The organism is Magnetospira sp. QH-2 (assembly GCF_000968135.1).
Lineage (GTDB): Bacteria > Pseudomonadota > Alphaproteobacteria > Rhodospirillales > Magnetospiraceae > Magnetospira.
In genome coordinates this window covers 529,179-547,243 of the sequence record NZ_FO538765.1, presented here as the reverse complement: position 1 = coordinate 547,243, position 18,065 = coordinate 529,179, and the positions used below count along the sequence as shown (strand labels likewise).

The following is an 18,065-nucleotide window of genomic DNA, read 5'->3' as shown; positions in this document are numbered from 1 at the left end:
TTTAGAAAGACGGCGATCCCAAAAGGGGTCGCCGTCTTTTATGCGGCCCGACTCTCGCCCAGGGACTCGGCCAACCCCAACGCTACCTGCTGCTGGCATTGCGCGGCCAGGGCCTTGCGGTCTTGAAGACCGGAAACGGCGATCGGCTTGTGGAAAGTGACCTCCACTTGCGCCCCAGGCAGCCCCATCACCGCTTTCAAGTGCGGGCCCAGGGTCATATCCCCGTACCAGCCATAAAGGGCCTGCAACAGCCCACGGAGCGGCATCCCGTCGGACAGGCGCACATAGGCGATAGACAGGGGCTGTACGGTCAGATCCTGTCCCTCGGGCAAGGCTTGGGCAACGCCGAACAATGCCGACTTGAAAGGCAGAACATGAGCCCCTCGGGTGCTGGTCCCTTCGGGAAACAAAATCAGCGGCTCGCCGGACAACAGGCGATCACTCAGTTCCTGTCGTTGAGAGCGGACGCGGGCCGGGACCCGCTCGATGAACACGGTTCCGGCGATGCGGGCCAGAAAGCCGAACACCGGCCAAGAAGCCACGTCGGACTTGGAGACGAATGTCGCATTGGTCACCGCCCCCAACACCGGGATATCCAGATATGAAATATGATTGGAGACCAACAGGGTCGGACGGGCGTTTGTCTGCTTTCCCTTAACCGTCAGCCGCAGGCCGCAGAGTCGGCAGGCGATGCGAAACCAGAAGCCGGTAATGCCCCGCCGAACCGTCCGTCCCAAGGGATAGAGCAATCCATAGACTGGCAGACAGATCAGCAATGACAGCCCGAACAGACTTAGATTGAATATCGATTTGGCGGCGGAGGCCGGGAGGACCTCAAGGGCCTGATGGTGTTCGGCCGTCGCCGTGGGCTCGGTCATGCGGCCACCAGGTTGTCCTTGTTGTAGTGGCGGCGATATTTTTCGGTCAGCAGGTCGGTCTTGACCACCACGCAGATATCGGTGGTGTTGAACTGATGATCGACGACGGCACCATCGCCGACAAATCCGCCAAGACGAAGATAGCCCTTGATCAACGGTGGCAAATCTCCCAGGGACCCCTGTTCGTCGGCGGATGGTGCCTGCATGTCCACATAGAGCTCGTCCAGCGCCCGAGGTCGCATCCCTTCGGGGGCCAAGTGATTGTCATAGAGAAACGACAGGGAGCGAGTCAGGGCGTCCGGCTCCGTGCCGGGGAAGCTGGCGCAACCGAACAGCAATTCGATGCGGTGATTGAAGATGTATTCGGCGATCCCGCTCCACAGCAATTGCATGACGGCGCCCGAGCGGCTGTGGGGATCAACGCAGGACCGGCCCACTTCGACGATCTCGCCGGGATAGGCCGCCAGGTCCGAGAGGTCGTATTCCTGTTCCGAATAGAATCCGAAATTACGCAGGGCCACGCTCTTGCGCAGCAGGCGATAGGTGCCGACGACCCAGGGAAACCCGTTGGACTTCTCTTTGTCGATGACCAGCAGGTGGTCACAGATTTCATCATAATCGTCGAAATCACGCTTCAGGCGTTCCATCTGCGGTGTCGGCTGGGCCCCCATTTCGTCGTAGAACACCCGGTAGCGGAGCGCCTGGGCGGCTTCCACCTCAGCTTGGTTTTGTGCCAGCCGGACCTGAAAATTGCTCGACTTGGATTTACTCACCCTCGCCCCCTGATCCCCCGTGGGATCTTACAGACTGAACCCGGATCAAGCCGCGCACCGGAGTGGCCCCGACTTTCCTTACATTGCTATGAAAGACCCGCCGTCAAACCTCAAATAATCATTTGGTAAAGGTTGGGTGTCAATCAGGTTACACCCGTTGCCCAGGCCGGATCAATCAGTGATTGATCCGGCCATTTAACCCAATTCGCGCGCCGCTTCCAACACCTCCGCCACATGCCCCTTGACCTTCACCTTGCGCCAGACGCGGACAATCTTGCCGTCGGCGCCGATCAGGAAGGTGGAGCGTTCGATGCCCATGTACTTCTTGCCGTACATGCTCTTTTCCTTCCATACGCCGTAGTCCTGGCACAGCGTCCCCTCTTCGTCGGCGATCAGGGTGAAGGGCAGGTCGTGCTTTTCCTTGAATTTGTCATGGCGTTTGGCCGGGTCCTTGGAGACTCCAACCACCACCGCTCCGGCGGCCTCGTAGTCGGCGATGGCATCGCGGAAGGCTTCGGCCTGGGTGGTGCAGCCCGATGTCATGTCCTTGGGATAGAAATAAAGCACAACCGCCTTGCCGCTCAGCTCGGCCATGGTCAGGCGGCCTTCGCCGTCGGTGGGCAGGTCGAACGGGGGGGCGGCGTCGCCGACGTCGATGGTCATGGTCTTGGCTCCTCGTTATTCCTTGGGGGGGAGCGCCCGGGCCGGGCGCTCGATGATGTCCATATAGTGTCCATGGGCGGTGGCCGCCAGGGTGCGGATCTTATCTTCCAGCAAATCGAATCGCTCGACACCGCCGGCGACGGCCAGGATCTCTTGCAATCCCTTGTGAAGCCTTTCCGGCCGGAAAGCTCCTTCGACCACCAGCCGCAAAATCTCCTGCAACGCCTGCCAAAGATCAGCGGCCCGAATCAGGTCCTCGGCCACCGAGTCTGAGAGAATGCCCGCCACCCGCAGGCCATCCAGAGCCGAGCGGGTATTGGCGCGGAGCACTTCCGGCTGGGCATGGGCATGGCGCAGTTGCAAGTATTGGACCAGGAATTCAATATCCACCAATCCACCCCGGAAATGTTTAATCTCCCAGGGCGAGTCGGTGCCGTGCTCGGCCTCCATCTTCCTGCGCATATCGGCCACGTCGCGCAGCAGGGTTTCCGGGTCCCGCTCGCGGGTCAAGGTCCGCTGAACGATGGCCATGATCTTTTCCGCCAGCTCATGCGGTCCGCTGATCGGACGGGCGCGGGTCAAGGCCATATGCTCCCAGGTCCAGGCGGATTCCTCTTGATACTTCTCGAACGCGGCAAGGGACGTGGCCATGGGGCCGGCATTGCCCGAAGGCCGCAGGCGCATATCCACTTCGTAAAGGATGCCCTCGGACGTCGGCGCGGTGAAGGCATTGATCAGCCGCTGACTGAGTCGGGCGTAATACTGGCTGGCGCCCAAGGATCGCCGCCCCAGAGAACAGGCATTGGGATCGCTGGATTCATAGATGAAGATCAGATCCAGGTCCGACGTGGGGGTCATTTCCTGTCCGCCCATTTTGCCCATGCCCAGCACCACCATGCCCGCTCCGGGAATATGGCCATGGGCCTGACGGAATTCTTCTTCCACCCAGGGACTGAGACGGCGGAGCGCGCTTTCGGCCAGATTGGTCAGGGCCAGGGCCGCATCGGCGGGGGGCAACAAGTCGTGCAGCACTTGCAGACCACATTGGAAGCGGCGGTCGTTGGCCCAGCGGCGGGCGATATCGAGCTTTTCTTCGTAGTAGCTCCCCTGCGCCAGACGGCCATCCATCTCCTCGTCCAACTCGGCGCTATCCGGGGTGGTATCGAGAAAGCCCGGCGTCAGTACGTTGTCCAGCAATACCGGATTGCGGGCTAGATGCTCGGCCAGACGGGGGGCGCCGCCAAGAATATGGGCCACCATGTCGAGCAGATTGGGGTTGGCCTGAATCAACGAGAAGAACTGCACACCCGTCGGCAGATGAGACAAAAAAGTATCCAGCCGTCGAAAAGCATGGTCGGGATCGGAGGTCCGGCCCAAGGCGCCGAGCAAGGCGGGCATCAACTCGGTCAACAATTGCCGGGCCCGCACGGCGCGGGTGCAGCTATAGCGCCCATGGTGCCACCCACGCACCGTTACCGCGACGGCTTGCGGGTTCTCGAATCCCATATCCCGCAAAGTCTTGAGGGTTTCCGGGTCGTCCTCGCTACCAGTGAAGACCAGATTGCCCTCGGCCTCCTCTGGTTTCTCGTCCTCGCCGAACAGGGCCGCATAGTGGGTTTCCACCTGGCGGAGATGGGCCAAAAGATCCTTCGCGAAAGCCTCCCGCCCTTCGTAACCAAGGAAGATGGCCAGATGATCCAACTCCGTTTCACCCTCGGGCAGACTATGGGTCTGCTGATCATCAATCATTTGCAAGCGGTGCTCTACCCGGCGCAGGTAATGATAAGACTCATGCAGGTCATCGGCGGTTTCGCGGGCCACCTGCTGGATCTCCACCAGCACATCCATGGCCTTCAATGTCGGACGGATGCGCAGTTGCGCCATGCGCCCGCCCCAGATCAGCTGCTGAGTCTGGGCAAAGAATTCGATCTCGCGGATGCCGCCCCGGCCTAGTTTGACGTTATGCCCGGCGAACTCGATCTCGGCCCCGCCCTTGTGGGCGTGGATCTGCCGCTTGATGGCGTGAATGTCCTGCAACGAGGCAAAATCCAGGTTCTTGCGCCATACAAAGGGCCGCAGCCGGGCGAGAAACGCCTCCCCGGCCTCGATATCCCCCGCCACCGGGCGGGCCTTGATCATCGCCGCCCGCTCCCAGTTTTGCCCAATGCTTTCATAATAGGTCTCGGCGGCGATCACCGACAGGGCCACCGGAGTTGATCCCGGGTCCGGGCGCAGCCGCAAATCGGTGCGAAACACGTAACCGTCGGCGGTGCGTTCATCCATCATCTTGACCAGATTGCGGGTCATGCGGACCATGTGGGTTTGCAGATCACCGGGATTTTCGGTGCGCATGCGCTCGGCGTCATAAAGTACGATCAGATCAATGTCGCTGGAGTAGTTCAATTCCCGTCCGCCCAGCTTGCCCATGCCGAGAATCACCAGGCCGGAGTTCTTCTGAGGATCCTCCGGATGGGCCAGTTCGAACGCGCCCCGCTTGGCGATATCGGTCAGCGCCCGCGCGGCCGACAACCCCAGCGTCTTTTCAGCCAGAGTTGTGAGCGCCTCGGTGACCAGTTCCAACGACCAAATGCCCGCTATATCGGCCAAGGCGGTGAGCAAGGCCACCCGGCGCTTGGCCACCCGGATCAACCGGGAAAGGTCAGCCACCGTCGGCAAATCCTTGGAAAGCGCGTCCAGGCCCTCCATAACCTTATCCCGTGTCGCATCGGGCCCGTCGGCCAATAGATCGCGCAGGAATCCCGGCTCCAAAACCGCACTTTGGGTCAGGTAAGGACTATTGCCGAACAGGGCGTTGAGCAGGGCCTTGCCTTGCTCTGTGGCCTGTAAATCGTCGGCCCAGCGGATCAGGTCGGCATCGTTGCCGTAGCCGATGGTATCGCGCAATCGCTCCCATCCCAGGGCCGCATCATTCGGCCTTGCCGCATTTGGAACATTTTTGGCCGCTATTCGCAGGGAAGGATTAATCATTTAGTGTACACCATGGTTTGGCTAAGACCTCGTGAGCCGATATGTTTGGTCTAGCAGGTCATAACGGAAAAACAAACGTGATCAAGAAGACCCTTCGCGGCGCAGTGCAGATTTTGGGCGGATTGGGCGCTGGGCTGACCATCGTCCTGGTTCTGCTTGCCTGGCGTCTGAGTTCGGGACCCATCCACCTGGGCTTTTTGACCCCGCACCTGGAAGACATCCTCAACAGCCCGGAACAGACTCTGACATTGCGGCTCGAAGATACGGTTCTGACCTGGGCAGGGTGGAAGCGCACCTTGGATATCCGCCTGATCAACGCCCGACTGACTGGCGCCGATGGTCAAACAGTGGCCAGTGTGCCCGAGTTGTCCCTCTCCTTGAGCGGTCATGCCCTGGTCCAAGGCGTGGTGGCTCCCCGGCGGATCGAACTGTTTGGCCCGACTCTAAGCGTGGTCCGAAAACAAGACGGGGGCTGGGAGCTGGATCTGGGAGAAGCCGAGGCCGAAGAGGCCAGTACCGACATCGCTGTGCTGCTCGCCGATCTGCGCGCCGCGCCCGACCCGGCGCGCCCCCTGACCTATCTGGCACGGGTCAATATCCACGAGGGCAGCCTGACCGTGGAGGATCGTGGCAAGGGCATGACCTGGCGGGCTCCCAATGTGGACGCCGCCCTGCAACGGGACAGGGAAACGCTGGAGGCTCGGCTGGAGGCGAACCTGGCCCTGGGTGACATGATGGCCCGGTTGACCGCCAATGGCAGTCTGAACCTGGATCAAGAAACTTACGCCACCGACCTTGAAATCAGTGACCTACCGCTCAACACCTTGGCCCCCATGCACGAAAGTCTCTCGCCCCTTAAGGGTCAAGCCCTGCCGGTGGGCGGCACGATCACGGTGGTCGGTGATCTTGCGGGCGGGATTGAGGCCTTGGATTTTGATTTGTCGGCCGAGAGCGGCGTGATCCTTTTGCCCGATCCCATGCCCCAGACCCTGGAGTTGGCGGCGGCGACCCTGCGGGGCGGATATCTCTATCGCGAACAACGGCTGACCATCGCCGAGTTGGTGGCCGAATTTCCCGAAGACACCAAGGTGTTGTTGCCCCCGGAGAATCACCCCGAACCACTGCGTGCCATCCGGGGATCCGGTCGCGTCTGGCTGACCGATGGGCGCGTGGACATCCCCAGCCTCAGCCTCGACTTGGATGGCCCCACTCTGTTGGCCAAGGGGCAGGCCGATCCCTTGGGTGATGATCTACGGATCACCGCCGAGGCCAAACTGCTCGACGCGCCCGTGAACGATTGGCACAAGATCTGGCCGAAAGGCCTGGCGGACAACGCCCGAGATTGGTGCTTGGAACATCTTTCCAACGGGCGCGCCGCCGAAGGGGATGTCCATGTGGCGCTGACCTTGAAAGCCGACAGGACCGTTGAGGTCGAAACCGTTGAAGGCAATCTTGTCGCCGAAGCCATTGATGTGGCTTACCTGCCTCCCATGCCAACGGTTCACAAGGTCTGGGGCTCGGCGACATTTGATACATCGAGCTTCAATATCACCTTGAAACCGGTGCGCGATGGCAAACTCACCATCGAGAAGGGTCAGATCAATCTGTTTGATCTGGATACCGCCGTGGAAAAGGCGAACATCAAGCTGCAAATCAGCGGCCCCGCGCCCGCGGCGTTGCACTTGATCGATCACCAGCCGTTCCGCTTTGCTTCCGCCGTGGGCCTGGACCCAACCAGCGTCCAAGGCAACTCCCGCACATCACTCACTCTCACCTTTGCCCTGGCCAAGGATCTGAAGACCGAAGACGTGACCGTCCTGGCGGAATCGGACCTGACCGATGTGCGCATGTCCGACATCGTGCTCGACCTGGACCTGAACGACGGCAAGCTTCACTTGACCGCCGACAATGAAGGCATGGAAGTGCGGGGCGAGGCCATGGTCGGCACCATTCCCGCCTCCATTTCCTGGCGCGAGTACTTTTCCGCGCCGCGGCCCTTTGTCCGCCGCTATCACGTCCAGGGCGTGCTTTCCGATGCCCAGCGGATCGACGAGGTGGGGCTGGAATTTGCCCCCTTTACCCGGGATTTCATGACCGGACCGGCGGCGGCGGAAGTCCGCTATACGGTCAAAGACGAACATGACGGCGTGCTTCAGGCCCGTTTGGATCTGCGCGACACGGCCTTGTCTCTGTCCGGACTGGGTTGGCAAAAGGAACCCGGACGGGACGGCCAAGGAGAAGCGGAACTGACCCTGCGGGATGGCAACATTACAGCCGTGCCGCGGTTCGTGGTGCGGGCCGGAGACCTGATGATTCAAGGACAGGCGGAATTTGGTCAGACCGAGCCGCCCTTGCGCCGGGTCCAGTTCGACAATTTCGCCTATGGCCATACCCAGTTGGCTGGATTGGTGGTGCCCCGGGAGGGCGGTGGTTGGGACGCCAATTTCGAGGGCGACAGCTTTGATATGGCGAGCCTGCTGGAAAATCTGTCTCGCACCGAAAAAACCGGCGCCGATGAAAAGGATATGCCACCAGTCACCCTGTCCACCAACGTCAAGCGTCTATGGTTGGGCGAAGGACGCGAACTGACCCAGGTGGCCGGTGCCATGAACTTTGATGGCGAGAAATGGCGCGGTATCCACATGCAGGGCAAGGTGAGCGGCGACAATGACATCTCCCTGACCATCAAACCCGAGGGAGACAAGCGCCTGCTGGAGGTAAAATCCACCGATGCCGGCGCGGCGTTACGGGTTTTCGACCTCTATGACCGGATGGTCGGCGGCGCGCTGGACCTGAATGGGGAGTTCCACGACCGGTTCTTGGATTCTCCCTTGTCTGGACGCTTGAAGGTCAATGATTTCCGGCTGGTCAAGGCGCCGACCATTGCCAAACTCGCGGCCTACATGTCCATTACCGGCGTACTGGAAGCACTGGACGGTAAAGAAGGCCTGAAATTCAGCAGCCTGGATTTGCCGTTCCTTTATCGCGACGGCACCATCGAAGTGAAGGATGGCAAGGCCACCGGTCTGAGCCTGGGCGGAACGCTGTCCGGAAAATATCAGGTGGCAGAAGACAAGGTGGATTTCAATGGAACCCTGGTCCCCGCCTATGCGCTGAACGCCATCTTGGGAAACATTCCCTTGCTCGGCGATCTATTGACCGGCGGAGAGGAAGGCGGTGGCATTTTCGCCGCCACCTATAAAGTCAAAGGCCCCATCGAAGAACCGGAAGTGGACGTCAACGCCCTCTCCGCGCTCGCCCCCGGCTTTCTGCGCAATTTGTTCGGAGTCATCAATGAAACGCAGGAAGAGGCCCAGAACCCGGATGCCACCCCAGCACCCATCGACCTGCTCGGCGACGATTCCCCTTGAGCCGGGCCTATTCCGAAGGCCGCAGATCGATCACCCGTTTGGCCTTGCCCATGGAGCGTTCGATGGCCCCGGCCTTGCCGATGCGCACGCGGGTGGAAATCCCGATCAGAGCCTTGATCCGCTGCTCCAGGTCACGCCCGGCCTCTTCTTTTCTGGCCTCCTCGTCACCTTGGCGCAGTTCGCCCAACACGGTGAGGTGATCCAGTCGCCCTTCCCGGCGCAGCTCCAATTGATAATGAGGGCCCAGTAGCGGATTCTTGAGGATCAGCTCCTCGATCTGGCTGGGGAACACGTTGACGCCGCGAATGATCAGCATGTCGTCAGAGCGGCCGGTGATCTTGTCCATGCGCCGCATGGTGCGCGCGGACCCAGGGCGAAGCCGGGTCAGGTCGCGGGTACGATAGCGGATGATCGGCATGGCTTCCTTGGTCAACGAGGTAAACACCAACTCCCCGATCTCGCCATCGGGCAGCACTTCGTTGGTTACCGGATCGATGATCTCCGGATAGAAATGATCTTCCCAAATATGCAGGCCGTCCTTGGTCTCGATGCATTCATTGGCCACGCCCGGACCGATGACTTCCGAGAGGCCATAGATATCGATGGCGTCGATGCCGACGCGGGCTTCCAGTTCCTCGCGCATGTTCTGAGTCCAGGGTTCGGCGCCGAAGATGCCGATGCGGAGTGACGTGGTCGCCGGATCCACCCCTTGGCGCTCCATTTCATCAAGGATCACCAGCATATAGGACGGCGTGACCATGATGATATCGGGCTTGAAATCACGGATCAGCTGTACTTGCTTCTCCGTCTGGCCGCCGGACATGGGGATCACCGTACAGCCCAGCCTTTCAGCCCCATAGTGCGCACCGAGACCGCCGGTGAACAGACCATAGCCATAGGTCACCTGAACGCGATCACTGCGCCGACCGCCCGAGGCGCGGATGGAGCGGGCCATCACATCGGCCCACATGTCGATGTCTTTTTGGGTATAGCCGACCACGGTCGGTTGACCGGTGGTGCCCGAGGAGGCATGCACCCGCACCACATCATCCATGGGGACGGCAAACCAGTCATAGGGATAGTTCTGTCGCAGGTCTTCCTTGCCGGTGAAGGGAAACTTGGCCAGGTCTTCCAGGCTGTTCAAGTCATCCGGCGTTACACCGGTTGCGTCGCACTTGGCTCGGTAGTGGGCCACATTGTCATAGGTATGACGAACGCTCCATTTGAGCCGCTCAAGCTGCAAGGCGGCGATTTCGTCGCGGCTGGCGATTTCAATGGGATCCAGCTCCTCGCGGCGCGGCGGTTCGGTGCGTTTCATGGTCGTTTTCCCCCGGTAATCTGTCATTCGACCGCCGATTGTAAGAGCTTGCGGCCATTCTGACAAACGGAGTTACGATCCAATCGTGAGGGGATCCAAAAGCCGCAAACAGGCTCGTACCATGACGTCCCCGGCGGCCCGGTCGCCGGTCAATGTCCGTCGGATCTGGGCCGCGGATCGCAGTCCTTCCCAAGACCCCGCGCTGGCCTTGGGGCGGACCCAGCCCATGGACCAATCAGCGAAGGCCCGCTCTTCACAGTCTTGGGTATTGAGCACCTGAAGATCCCGGTTTCGGCGGTCCACCCGGATGCGGTTGACCAGACGCTCGATGGGCGACCGGGGACCTTCGAGAAACTGTGCGAAGCCGCGCCCGGTAAAGATCAATACACCGGTGATCTGGTGCGCCGCATTGTCGCGCCGGGACACGCGAAGAATGCTCCGCAGATCGGAATCGCGGAGCCTCGGATTGGCGATGGAACTGTAGATCAGACGATACAGCATGATTCCCCGACATTTGGGTTCTTGGAAACACCTTGTCCATTCAGATGGCGACGCCGCCATCTTTCACCAAACGTTTTAGTGTGATTGGTTTTTGGAGAATTCTCAGCGGCGGGATAATCCTTCGATGTACACGCCTCTCCGCCTATACTATCCAAGGGGGACCGAAACGACCCGGGAGATCGGCAAATGACGGACCTTTTGTGGCAACCTTCACAGGCCAGGGTAGCAGGCACCACCCTTACCCGGTTCATGGCCCATGCCCACCGAGCCTGCGGCTTTGAGGGGAATGACTATGATGATCTCTGGGCCTGGTCCATCGACCGGCCGGAAGCCTTTTGGCGTGGGGTATGGGATTTCTCGGACATGCGCGGCGCGGCGGGGGATCTGGAACCCGTCCTTGACCATGCCGACGATTTGGTGGAATCCCGCTTTTTCCCAAATGTCACCTTGAACTTTGCCGAGAATCTCATGCGCCGTCGGGGGCCGGAGGCGGCGATCATCTTCCATGGCGAGGACGGATCCCGGCGGGAGCTGTCGTGGGATCAGGTGCATGATCGGGTCGCGCGGCTCAGCCGGGTTTTGCGCGACATGGGCCTGTCGCGGGGCGATCGGGTGGCCGGGTTCATGCCTAATCTACCCGAAACAGTCATTGCCCTGTTGGCCACCAGCAGCATTGGCGCCGTCTGGTCTTCCTGCTCGCCGGATTTCGGGGTCAGCGGTATTCTTGACCGCTTCGGCCAGATCGAGCCCAAGATCCTGATCTGCGCCAATGGCTATCATTACAACGGCAAGCAGTTCGATTGTCTCGCCACCGTTTCCAGCCTGCTGCCTCAGCTCCCCACCGTTGAAGCGGTGTTGGTCGTGCCCTATACCGAGGCGCGCGCGGATCTGACGGCCCTCGGTGGCAAGGCTCATCATTGGGATGAGACGCTGGACGCCCAATCAGGCGATCCCATCCCATTCGAACCGGTGGGTTTCAATGATCCTCTGGTGATCATGTTCTCGTCGGGCACCACAGGCATTCCCAAGTGCATTGTCCACCGAACCGGTGGAGTGCTTTTGCAGCATCTCAAGGAACATCGTCTGCAATGCGATCTCGGTCCCGGCGACCGGCTTTTCTACTTCACCACCTGCGGCTGGATGATGTGGAACTGGCTGGTTTCGGGATTGGCCTGCGAGGCGACCATCGTCCTGTTCGACGGCTCGCCCTTTTATCCCGATGGCAATCGGCTGGCGGCCATCGCCGATGCTGAACGGGTCACCCACTTCGGTACCTCGGCCAAGTACCTGGACGCCTGTGCCAAGGGTGGCATTGCCCCGGCCCGCACCCATGACCTCTCGGCCCTGCGGACCTTGCTATCCACCGGCTCGCCTCTCTCACCGGACGGCTTCGAGTATGTCTATCGGGACTGGAAAGCCGATCTTTGTCTATCCTCCATCGCCGGGGGCACCGATATCGTCGGCTGCTTTGTCGGCGGCAATCCCATCGGCCCGGTCTATCTCGGCCAATGCCAGAAACGCCATCTGGGGATGGACGTGCAGGTATTCGACGAAAGCGGAGCCACCATCGCGGGGGTTCCGGGGGAACTGATCTGCCGCTCGCCTCATCCTTCCATGCCCTGGGGGTTTTGGAACGATCCGGACAAAAAACGGTATCGGGCGGCTTACTTCGAAAAATACCCTGGCGTCTGGCATCACGGTGACCGGGTGGAACTGACCCGCGAGGGAGGCATGATCTTCCATGGCCGTTCCGACGCCACGCTGAATCCGGGCGGGGTACGCATCGGCACGGCAGAGATCTACCGGCAGGTGGAACGTATCCCCGAGGTCCTGGAATCCATTGTGGTCGGCCAGGAATGGGATAACGATGTGCGGGTGGTCTTGTTTGTGCGTCTGCGCGAGGACGCCAAGCTGAACGATGTCCTGATACAGCGCATCCGCGCCGAGGTGAGGGCCAACACCACCCCACGCCACGTCCCGGCCAAGGTCCTGGAAGTGGCCGACATTCCCCGTACCAAGTCCGGCAAGATCGTCGAGCTGGCGGTGCGCGATGTCATCCACGGACGCGAGGTCCGCAACATCCACGCCCTGGCCAACCCGGAAGCATTGGCCCTGTTCAAGGACCGGGAAGAGCTACAAAGATAGAGGCGAAGGCCCTATCCCTGCGGCCGAACGCCCAATACGTGGCAAATGGCATAGGTCAGGTCGGCGCGATTGAGGGTATAGAAATGGAAATCCTTCACGCCTTCCGCCGATAACACACGACATTGCTCGGCGGCCAGGGTGGCGGCCACCAGCTTTCGGGTCTCGGGATCTTCTTCCAGGCCGCCAAAAAGATCGCCCATCCAGGAAGGCACGGATGTGCCGCACATGGCGGAGAATTTCTTCACCTGGACAAAATTGCTCACCGGCAGAATGCCCGGCACGATCGGCACGGTAATGCCCGCCGCGTCACACCGATCCCGAAAGCGCAAAAACACTTCTGGATCGAAAAAGGCCTGGGTAATGGCTCGGGTGGCCCCGGCATCGACTTTGGCTTTGAGATTGTTTAGGTCCGCATCGGGGCTGGATGCCTCGGGGTGGGTTTCCGGATAGGCCGCGACACTGAGCTCGAAATCATGGACCTTGCGCAGACCGGCCACCAGGTCCGAGGCATAGGCATAGCCACCCGGGTGCGGACGATAGGTGCTTTCCCCTTCCGGCGGATCGCCCCGCAAGGCGACAATATGCCGCACGCCATCATCCCAGTATTGGCCGGCGATATCATTGATCTCGTCCCGGGTGGCGCCGACACAGGTCAGATGCGCGGCGGGCGCGATATCGGTCTCGCGCAGAATACGGGTCACCGTGGCATGGGTACGCTCCCGGGTCGAACCGCCCGCGCCGTAAGTCACCGAAACAAACGACGGTGCCAAGGGCGCCAGCCGAGTCATCGAGGCCCACAAGGTTGCCTCCATCTTGTCCGACTTGGGCGGAAAGAATTCGAACGATACGCGCACGTCCCTCGGCAGCGGAGAGGCAACAGCCAAGGTGGCCGGGCGGCGAGAAGGAGATCGGGATTCGGTCAAGACAGGCACTCCTAGAATGAACATGGGGATATATAGCCCCAGGCGAAGAACCGCAACCGGCGAGCCCCCTGAAAAAGTGTTGCATTAATGCAACGAACCGTGACTTCACCGTTGAATGGCCGAGGCAGTCGTCTGGCAATCGGGACCGCCCTATGGTACCTCTGTTCCGTTGACCGGTGGTCCGCACGGGGGCTCGTGCGTGCCCAATGCCGACGGAATGAAAAAGAACCATTCCAAAATCCAGAGGTTCCAGGAGGTTTCCGCGTGTTTATGCGCCCGATCCTTACCCGCCTAAGCGCTCTTGCCGTTACCGGTCTTCTGGTTGCCGGGTGCGCCACCCCGCCGCCCGCCGACGATCCGGAAGCGGTGGCTGATTTTCGCGCCGTCAATGACCCCATCGAGCCGACGAACCGGATGATCCACGGATTCAATTCTGGGTTTGATACGCTGCTCTACAAGCCGGCCACCACCCTATACAAGGGCCTGACCCCGCCACCGCTCCAAGAGGGTGTCCACAACATGCTCTCCAACGTCCATGCGCCGGTGACCATGGTCAATGAGATGCTGCAAGGGGAATTCGAGCGCGCCTGGGAAACCTTCCTTCGTTTCCTGATCAATAGCACGATCGGCATCGGCGGATTGCGCGATCAGGCGACCGAATGGGGCTATGCACCGCATTCCGAAGATTTTGGCCAGACCTTGGCGGTTTGGGGACTGGACGAAGGCCCTTATCTGGTATTGCCCATTCTCGGTCCGTCCAATCCGCGTGACGCGGTTGGCATGGCGGTCGATTTCTTCTTGGATCCGTTTAACTATGCCGTCACGGAAGCCGGGCATTCGAAGGCTATTTGGGCCCGAAACGGCATGCGTGCCATCGACTATCGAGCTCGCAACTTCGACGTCTTGGAAGAGCTGGAACGCTCCTCGCTGGATTATTACGCCACGCTGCGCAGCCTTTATCGCCAACGGCGTGACGACGAAATCCGCAATGGTGCCACTCATAGAGGAAGCGGTCCGGCAACCAGCACCCTGGAGGGTCCCGGGCCCCTAACCTTGGAAGATGAGATTTCACAAACCCAACAATAAAACACAGATGGGTACGATGATGATGACGCGACGCTCTTTTGTAGCCGCCCTGGCGGTCGTGATGATGACCTTTTGCTGGACGGGTGAGACCCGGGCCACCGCCGCCGAAGGGGGCGAGGCTCAGAAGTTCATCGAAGCCATGGCCCAACGGGCCATTGATACCCTGACCGACCAAGAGGTCTCGCGACCGGATCGGATCAAGGCCTTCCGCGAAATCTTGAAAGACAACTTCGCCGTGGAGGCCATCGGCCGCTATGTGCTCAGCCGCTATTGGAACCGGGCCACTCCGGAAGAAAAGGCGGAGTATCTATCCCTGTTCGAGGACCTGATCGTCGCCACCTATGTGGATCGCTTCGCCGAATACGCGGGCGAGCAGCTCAATATCGTCGGTACCGAAGCCCTGGACGAGCGTGACAACATGGTCCATTCGCTCATCGAGCAAGCGGGCTCCTCGCAGCCGGTGCGCGTGGACTGGCGGGTGCGGGATTCCGGTAACGGCAGCCAACGCATCTATGACGTCATGGTCAATGGCGTCAGCATGGCCTTGACCCAACGCTCCGAGTTCGGCTCGGTGATCGCCGCCAATGGCCGCACCGTCGCCGGTCTGCTGGAAGTCCTGCGGGAAAAGACCAAAACCCTAAAGGAATAGCGGCCATCAGCGCTTTGCGGTCTGCACGGCCGTTTCCAAAGCCTGTAAAAAGCGCGAGCGGTCGGCCTGGGTGAAACCCGGCCCGCCGCCTCCGGCTTCGCCGGTTTCCCGTAGGTGGGACATCAGATCGCGCATGGCCAAGGCCATACCAATGCTTTCCTCGGTAAAGCTCTTACCCTTTGAATCCAGGGCCAAGGCCTGTTTTTCCAGGCAGCGGGCGGCCAATGGGATATCCCCGGTCACACAGATATCCCCTTGCGCAATATGCTCGGCGATCCAGTCATCGGCGGCATCGGGCGTGGCCGGTACCATCACATTGTGAATCAGCGGGCTTTGCGAGGGCCGGAAGCCCCGGTTGCTGACCAGATGCACGGTCAGCCCATGGCGTTCCGCCACCCGCAGCACCTCGTTGCGCACGGGACAGGCATCGGCATCAATATAGAGATCAGGCATGAGAGGGCTTTCGCGGTGGGCAGACCCCCGCTTTTACCCCACCGGCACTTTGATTTCCATCGGATGATGGGCTTCGTCCAATTGACTCCATTCGGCCATGGAGGCGTCGTACATGCGGGTGAAGCCGTTGCCGAGCAATTCCGAATGCACGAACCAGCCCACGGTCGACCAATGGCCGGTATTGCAGAAGGTGATTGTTTCCCGATCGCGGGGGATTTTGACCACGTCGTAGAGCCGCCCCAGGGTTTCCGCATCACGGAAAACACCGCCGCCGTCATGGGTCAGCCATTGGCCGGGCAGGCTCAGCGCGCCGGGCAGCGTGCCATAGCGGGCCACGTCGCCGGTCTTGTTGAGCCCCAAGTACTGATCGGTGGGGCGGCTGTCGAGCATCAGCACGCCATCATCCAGGGCTTTGCGCACTAGGCCGCCATCGGCCACCAGATCCAGACGCGGACGGGCCACGAACGGGGTGGAAGAAAGACTCGCCTCTCCTTCTTCTCGTGGCGTGCCTTGGGTCTGAAAGTAGACCTTCATGCCGCCATTGAGAATCGAGATCCGGTCGTGGCCGAGGACTTTCATGGTCCAATAAATGCGCGTCGCCATGCCAATATCCCAAGCCGTGTTGCCCGGGGCCAGCAGAACCAGATGGGTGTCGTTGCCGATACCCAGACGCCCCAATAGCGCTTCCAGGTCGGGAACATCAGGCAGCAATCCGGCCACGCCGTCGATCATGATCCGCCAGCCATCTTCCCCATAGTCGGTGGAAATGGCTCCGGGCACATGGGCCTTTTTAAAGACCGGTGCCGGACGTAAATCCAGAAAGACCAATCCCGGACGCCCAAGGGCCGCGACCACCCAATCCACATCCACCAACGGCGGGACGGCTTCCAGGCTGGCGGTGGGAGGCTCAACCGAGGCCGCGCTTATTTGACTTTGTGTATATGTTATTTTATTCATGATTACCTCTATTTTTTGTAAAATAGGCGAATCCCTGTGCATTGGCAAGCCATTTCTCGCAATCGCCAAACAATATCAGAGATCGGGTTGCGGGCCGCCGGTGGCCCAGTCCATCAATTCGACCCAATGAACCACGTCAAAGGCCTCGTTTCCGGCCAGATGCTCCAGGCAGCCTATATTGCCGCTGGCCACCAGTGTGGCGCCGGTGGCGGTCAGGGCTGAAACCTTATCATCCCGCAGCTGCTTCGACAGATCGGGCTGCAAGAGGCTATAGGTCCCCGCCGAGCCGCAGCAGAGATGGGCGTTCTTGGGAGTCTGGATGGAGAAGCCGCAGCGAACCAACAGCTCTCCGGGCAGGCCGGTGATTTTCTGTCCATGCTGCAAGGAACAGGGGTTATGCACCGCCACCGCCGGGGCTGAGTCCAACGGCGTGACGCGTAGATACAGAGGATCGAGAATTTCCACCAAATCCCGGGCTCGTTCGGACCAGCTTCGGGCACGATCCCGCCAGCTTTCGTCATCCTTCAGGACATGGTGATAGTCCTTGGCCATGCTGCCACAGCCTGACGCGGTCATCACCCAATGGTCGATGGGACCGACCTCCCGTTCACAGCGTTCCAGGGCGTCGATGTTTTGCCGGACCCGGGCCTTGGATTCCGGTTCCTTGCCCATGTGATGGGCCAGGGCACCGCAGCATCCCAATCCCTCGGGCACCACAACCTCGAACCCATGGCGGGTCAATAGTCGAATGGCCGCGGCATTGATATCCGGTCGCAACACGGGCTGCACACACCCGGGCAACAGCGCCAACCGCCCGATCTGCTCGCCCTCGGCCTTGAAAACCCCCGGCTGATCCGTGGTCGCGGGCATCGGCAGTCGGGCCGGAGCTTTGGCAACCATTTCGCCCATCACGCCGGGAAGCATGGCCTTGAAGGGTCGGGCCCATCCCGCCAATTTCAGCATGCGCCGGAACCGCTTGGGCTCGGATAGGTGATCCACCAGAAGGTTGCGGAACAACCGTTCTGAAACACCGCGATCAAAACGCCGATCCACTTCCGCCCGGGCATGATCCATCAGGTGACGGTAATCCACCCCCGAGGGACAGGTCGTCATGCAGCTCAAACAGGACAGGCAGCGGTCCAGGTGTCCGACCAGCGTCTCCGATGGCGCCCCCGGATTTTCCAATAACCGCTTGACCAGGTACACTCGCCCCCGGGGACTGTCGGATTCATGGCCCAACAAACGGTAGGTGGGACAGGTGGCGGTGCAAAAACCACAATGCACGCACTTGCGCAGAATTTTGTCGGCTTCCTGGATATAAGGATCCTGGCGCTGTGCGTCGGTAAACTCCGTATGCATC

At 60.5% G+C, this 18,065-nt stretch carries 14 protein-coding genes; 4 read left to right on the top strand and 10 right to left on the bottom strand.

Annotated elements, in window-relative coordinates:
• Window positions 1–38: 38 nt before the first annotated feature.
• The 4 genes from MGMAQ_RS02700 to MGMAQ_RS02685 form a co-directional block, all read right to left on the bottom strand.
• Window positions 39–878, bottom strand: a complete 840-nt coding sequence (locus MGMAQ_RS02700; protein WP_052716070.1) for a 1-acyl-sn-glycerol-3-phosphate acyltransferase — start codon at window positions 876–878, stop codon at window positions 39–41.
• A complete protein-coding gene (locus tag MGMAQ_RS02695) occupies window positions 875–1,651 on the bottom strand; it encodes a GNAT family N-acetyltransferase (protein ID WP_046020322.1) in 777 nt (258 codons plus the stop codon). The genes MGMAQ_RS02700 and MGMAQ_RS02695 overlap by 4 nt, the downstream gene beginning before the upstream one ends.
• A gap of 195 nt (window positions 1,652–1,846) precedes the next feature.
• Window positions 1,847–2,314, bottom strand: coding sequence for a thioredoxin-dependent thiol peroxidase (gene bcp, locus MGMAQ_RS02690; RefSeq protein ID WP_046020321.1), 468 nt, complete (start codon window positions 2,312–2,314; stop codon window positions 1,847–1,849).
• Window positions 2,315–2,329: 15 nt separating this feature from the next.
• On the bottom strand, window positions 2,330–5,302 hold the full coding sequence (locus MGMAQ_RS02685) for a bifunctional [glutamine synthetase] adenylyltransferase/[glutamine synthetase]-adenylyl-L-tyrosine phosphorylase (protein ID WP_046020320.1): 2,973 nt from the start codon (window positions 5,300–5,302) through the stop codon (window positions 2,330–2,332).
• Between the two features lie 77 nt (window positions 5,303–5,379).
• On the opposite strand from MGMAQ_RS02685, the gene MGMAQ_RS02680 reads away from it, so the two are divergent.
• Window positions 5,380–8,673, top strand: a complete 3,294-nt coding sequence (locus MGMAQ_RS02680) for an AsmA-like C-terminal region-containing protein (protein ID WP_046020319.1) — start codon at window positions 5,380–5,382, stop codon at window positions 8,671–8,673.
• A gap of 7 nt (window positions 8,674–8,680) precedes the next feature.
• Here the strand turns inward: MGMAQ_RS02680 and paaK are convergent, their stop codons facing one another.
• Entirely contained in the window at window positions 8,681–9,991 is a 1,311-nt protein-coding gene (gene paaK, locus MGMAQ_RS02675; protein WP_148560810.1) for a phenylacetate--CoA ligase PaaK, read from the bottom strand.
• 72 nt (window positions 9,992–10,063) lie between these two features.
• Entirely contained in the window at window positions 10,064–10,492 is a 429-nt protein-coding gene (locus tag MGMAQ_RS02670) for a BLUF domain-containing protein (RefSeq protein ID WP_052716069.1), read from the bottom strand.
• A 186-nt stretch (window positions 10,493–10,678) separates the two neighbouring features.
• Here MGMAQ_RS02670 and MGMAQ_RS02665 point away from each other — a divergent pair, with 186 nt between their 5' ends.
• Window positions 10,679–12,637, top strand: a complete 1,959-nt coding sequence (locus tag MGMAQ_RS02665; RefSeq protein WP_046020316.1) for an acetoacetate--CoA ligase — start codon at window positions 10,679–10,681, stop codon at window positions 12,635–12,637.
• A gap of 11 nt (window positions 12,638–12,648) precedes the next feature.
• Here the strand turns inward: MGMAQ_RS02665 and metF are convergent, their stop codons facing one another.
• Window positions 12,649–13,560: a methylenetetrahydrofolate reductase gene (metF, locus tag MGMAQ_RS02660; protein WP_371258381.1), complete on the bottom strand. Its 912-nt coding sequence runs from the start codon at window positions 13,558–13,560 to the stop codon at window positions 12,649–12,651.
• Window positions 13,561–13,830: 270 nt separating this feature from the next.
• On the opposite strand from metF, the gene MGMAQ_RS02655 reads away from it, so the two are divergent.
• Together MGMAQ_RS02655 and MGMAQ_RS02650 are read left to right on the top strand one after the other, a co-directional pair.
• Window positions 13,831–14,646 carry a VacJ family lipoprotein gene (locus tag MGMAQ_RS02655; RefSeq protein ID WP_046020315.1) on the top strand — a complete coding sequence of 272 codons (816 nt, stop codon included), beginning with the start codon at window positions 13,831–13,833 and terminating at the stop codon, window positions 14,644–14,646.
• A 7-nt stretch (window positions 14,647–14,653) separates the two neighbouring features.
• Entirely contained in the window at window positions 14,654–15,295 is a 642-nt protein-coding gene (locus MGMAQ_RS02650; RefSeq protein WP_052716068.1) for a phospholipid-binding protein MlaC, read from the top strand.
• Between the two features lie 6 nt (window positions 15,296–15,301).
• Here the strand turns inward: MGMAQ_RS02650 and MGMAQ_RS02645 are convergent, their stop codons facing one another.
• The 3 genes from MGMAQ_RS02645 to glcF all read right to left on the bottom strand — a co-directional run bounded on the left by MGMAQ_RS02645 (window position 15,302) and on the right by glcF (window position 18,064).
• Entirely contained in the window at window positions 15,302–15,748 is a 447-nt protein-coding gene (locus MGMAQ_RS02645; RefSeq protein ID WP_046020314.1) for a YaiI/YqxD family protein, read from the bottom strand.
• A 33-nt stretch (window positions 15,749–15,781) separates the two neighbouring features.
• On the bottom strand, window positions 15,782–16,705 hold the full coding sequence (locus MGMAQ_RS02640; protein WP_046020313.1) for a sulfurtransferase: 924 nt from the start codon (window positions 16,703–16,705) through the stop codon (window positions 15,782–15,784).
• Between the two features lie 75 nt (window positions 16,706–16,780).
• The gene (gene glcF / locus MGMAQ_RS02635) at window positions 16,781–18,064 is read right to left on the bottom strand and encodes a glycolate oxidase subunit GlcF (protein WP_046020312.1); all 1,284 of its coding nucleotides are present in this window, start codon (window positions 18,062–18,064) and stop codon (window positions 16,781–16,783) included.
• Between the last annotated feature and the right edge of the window lies 1 nt (window position 18,065).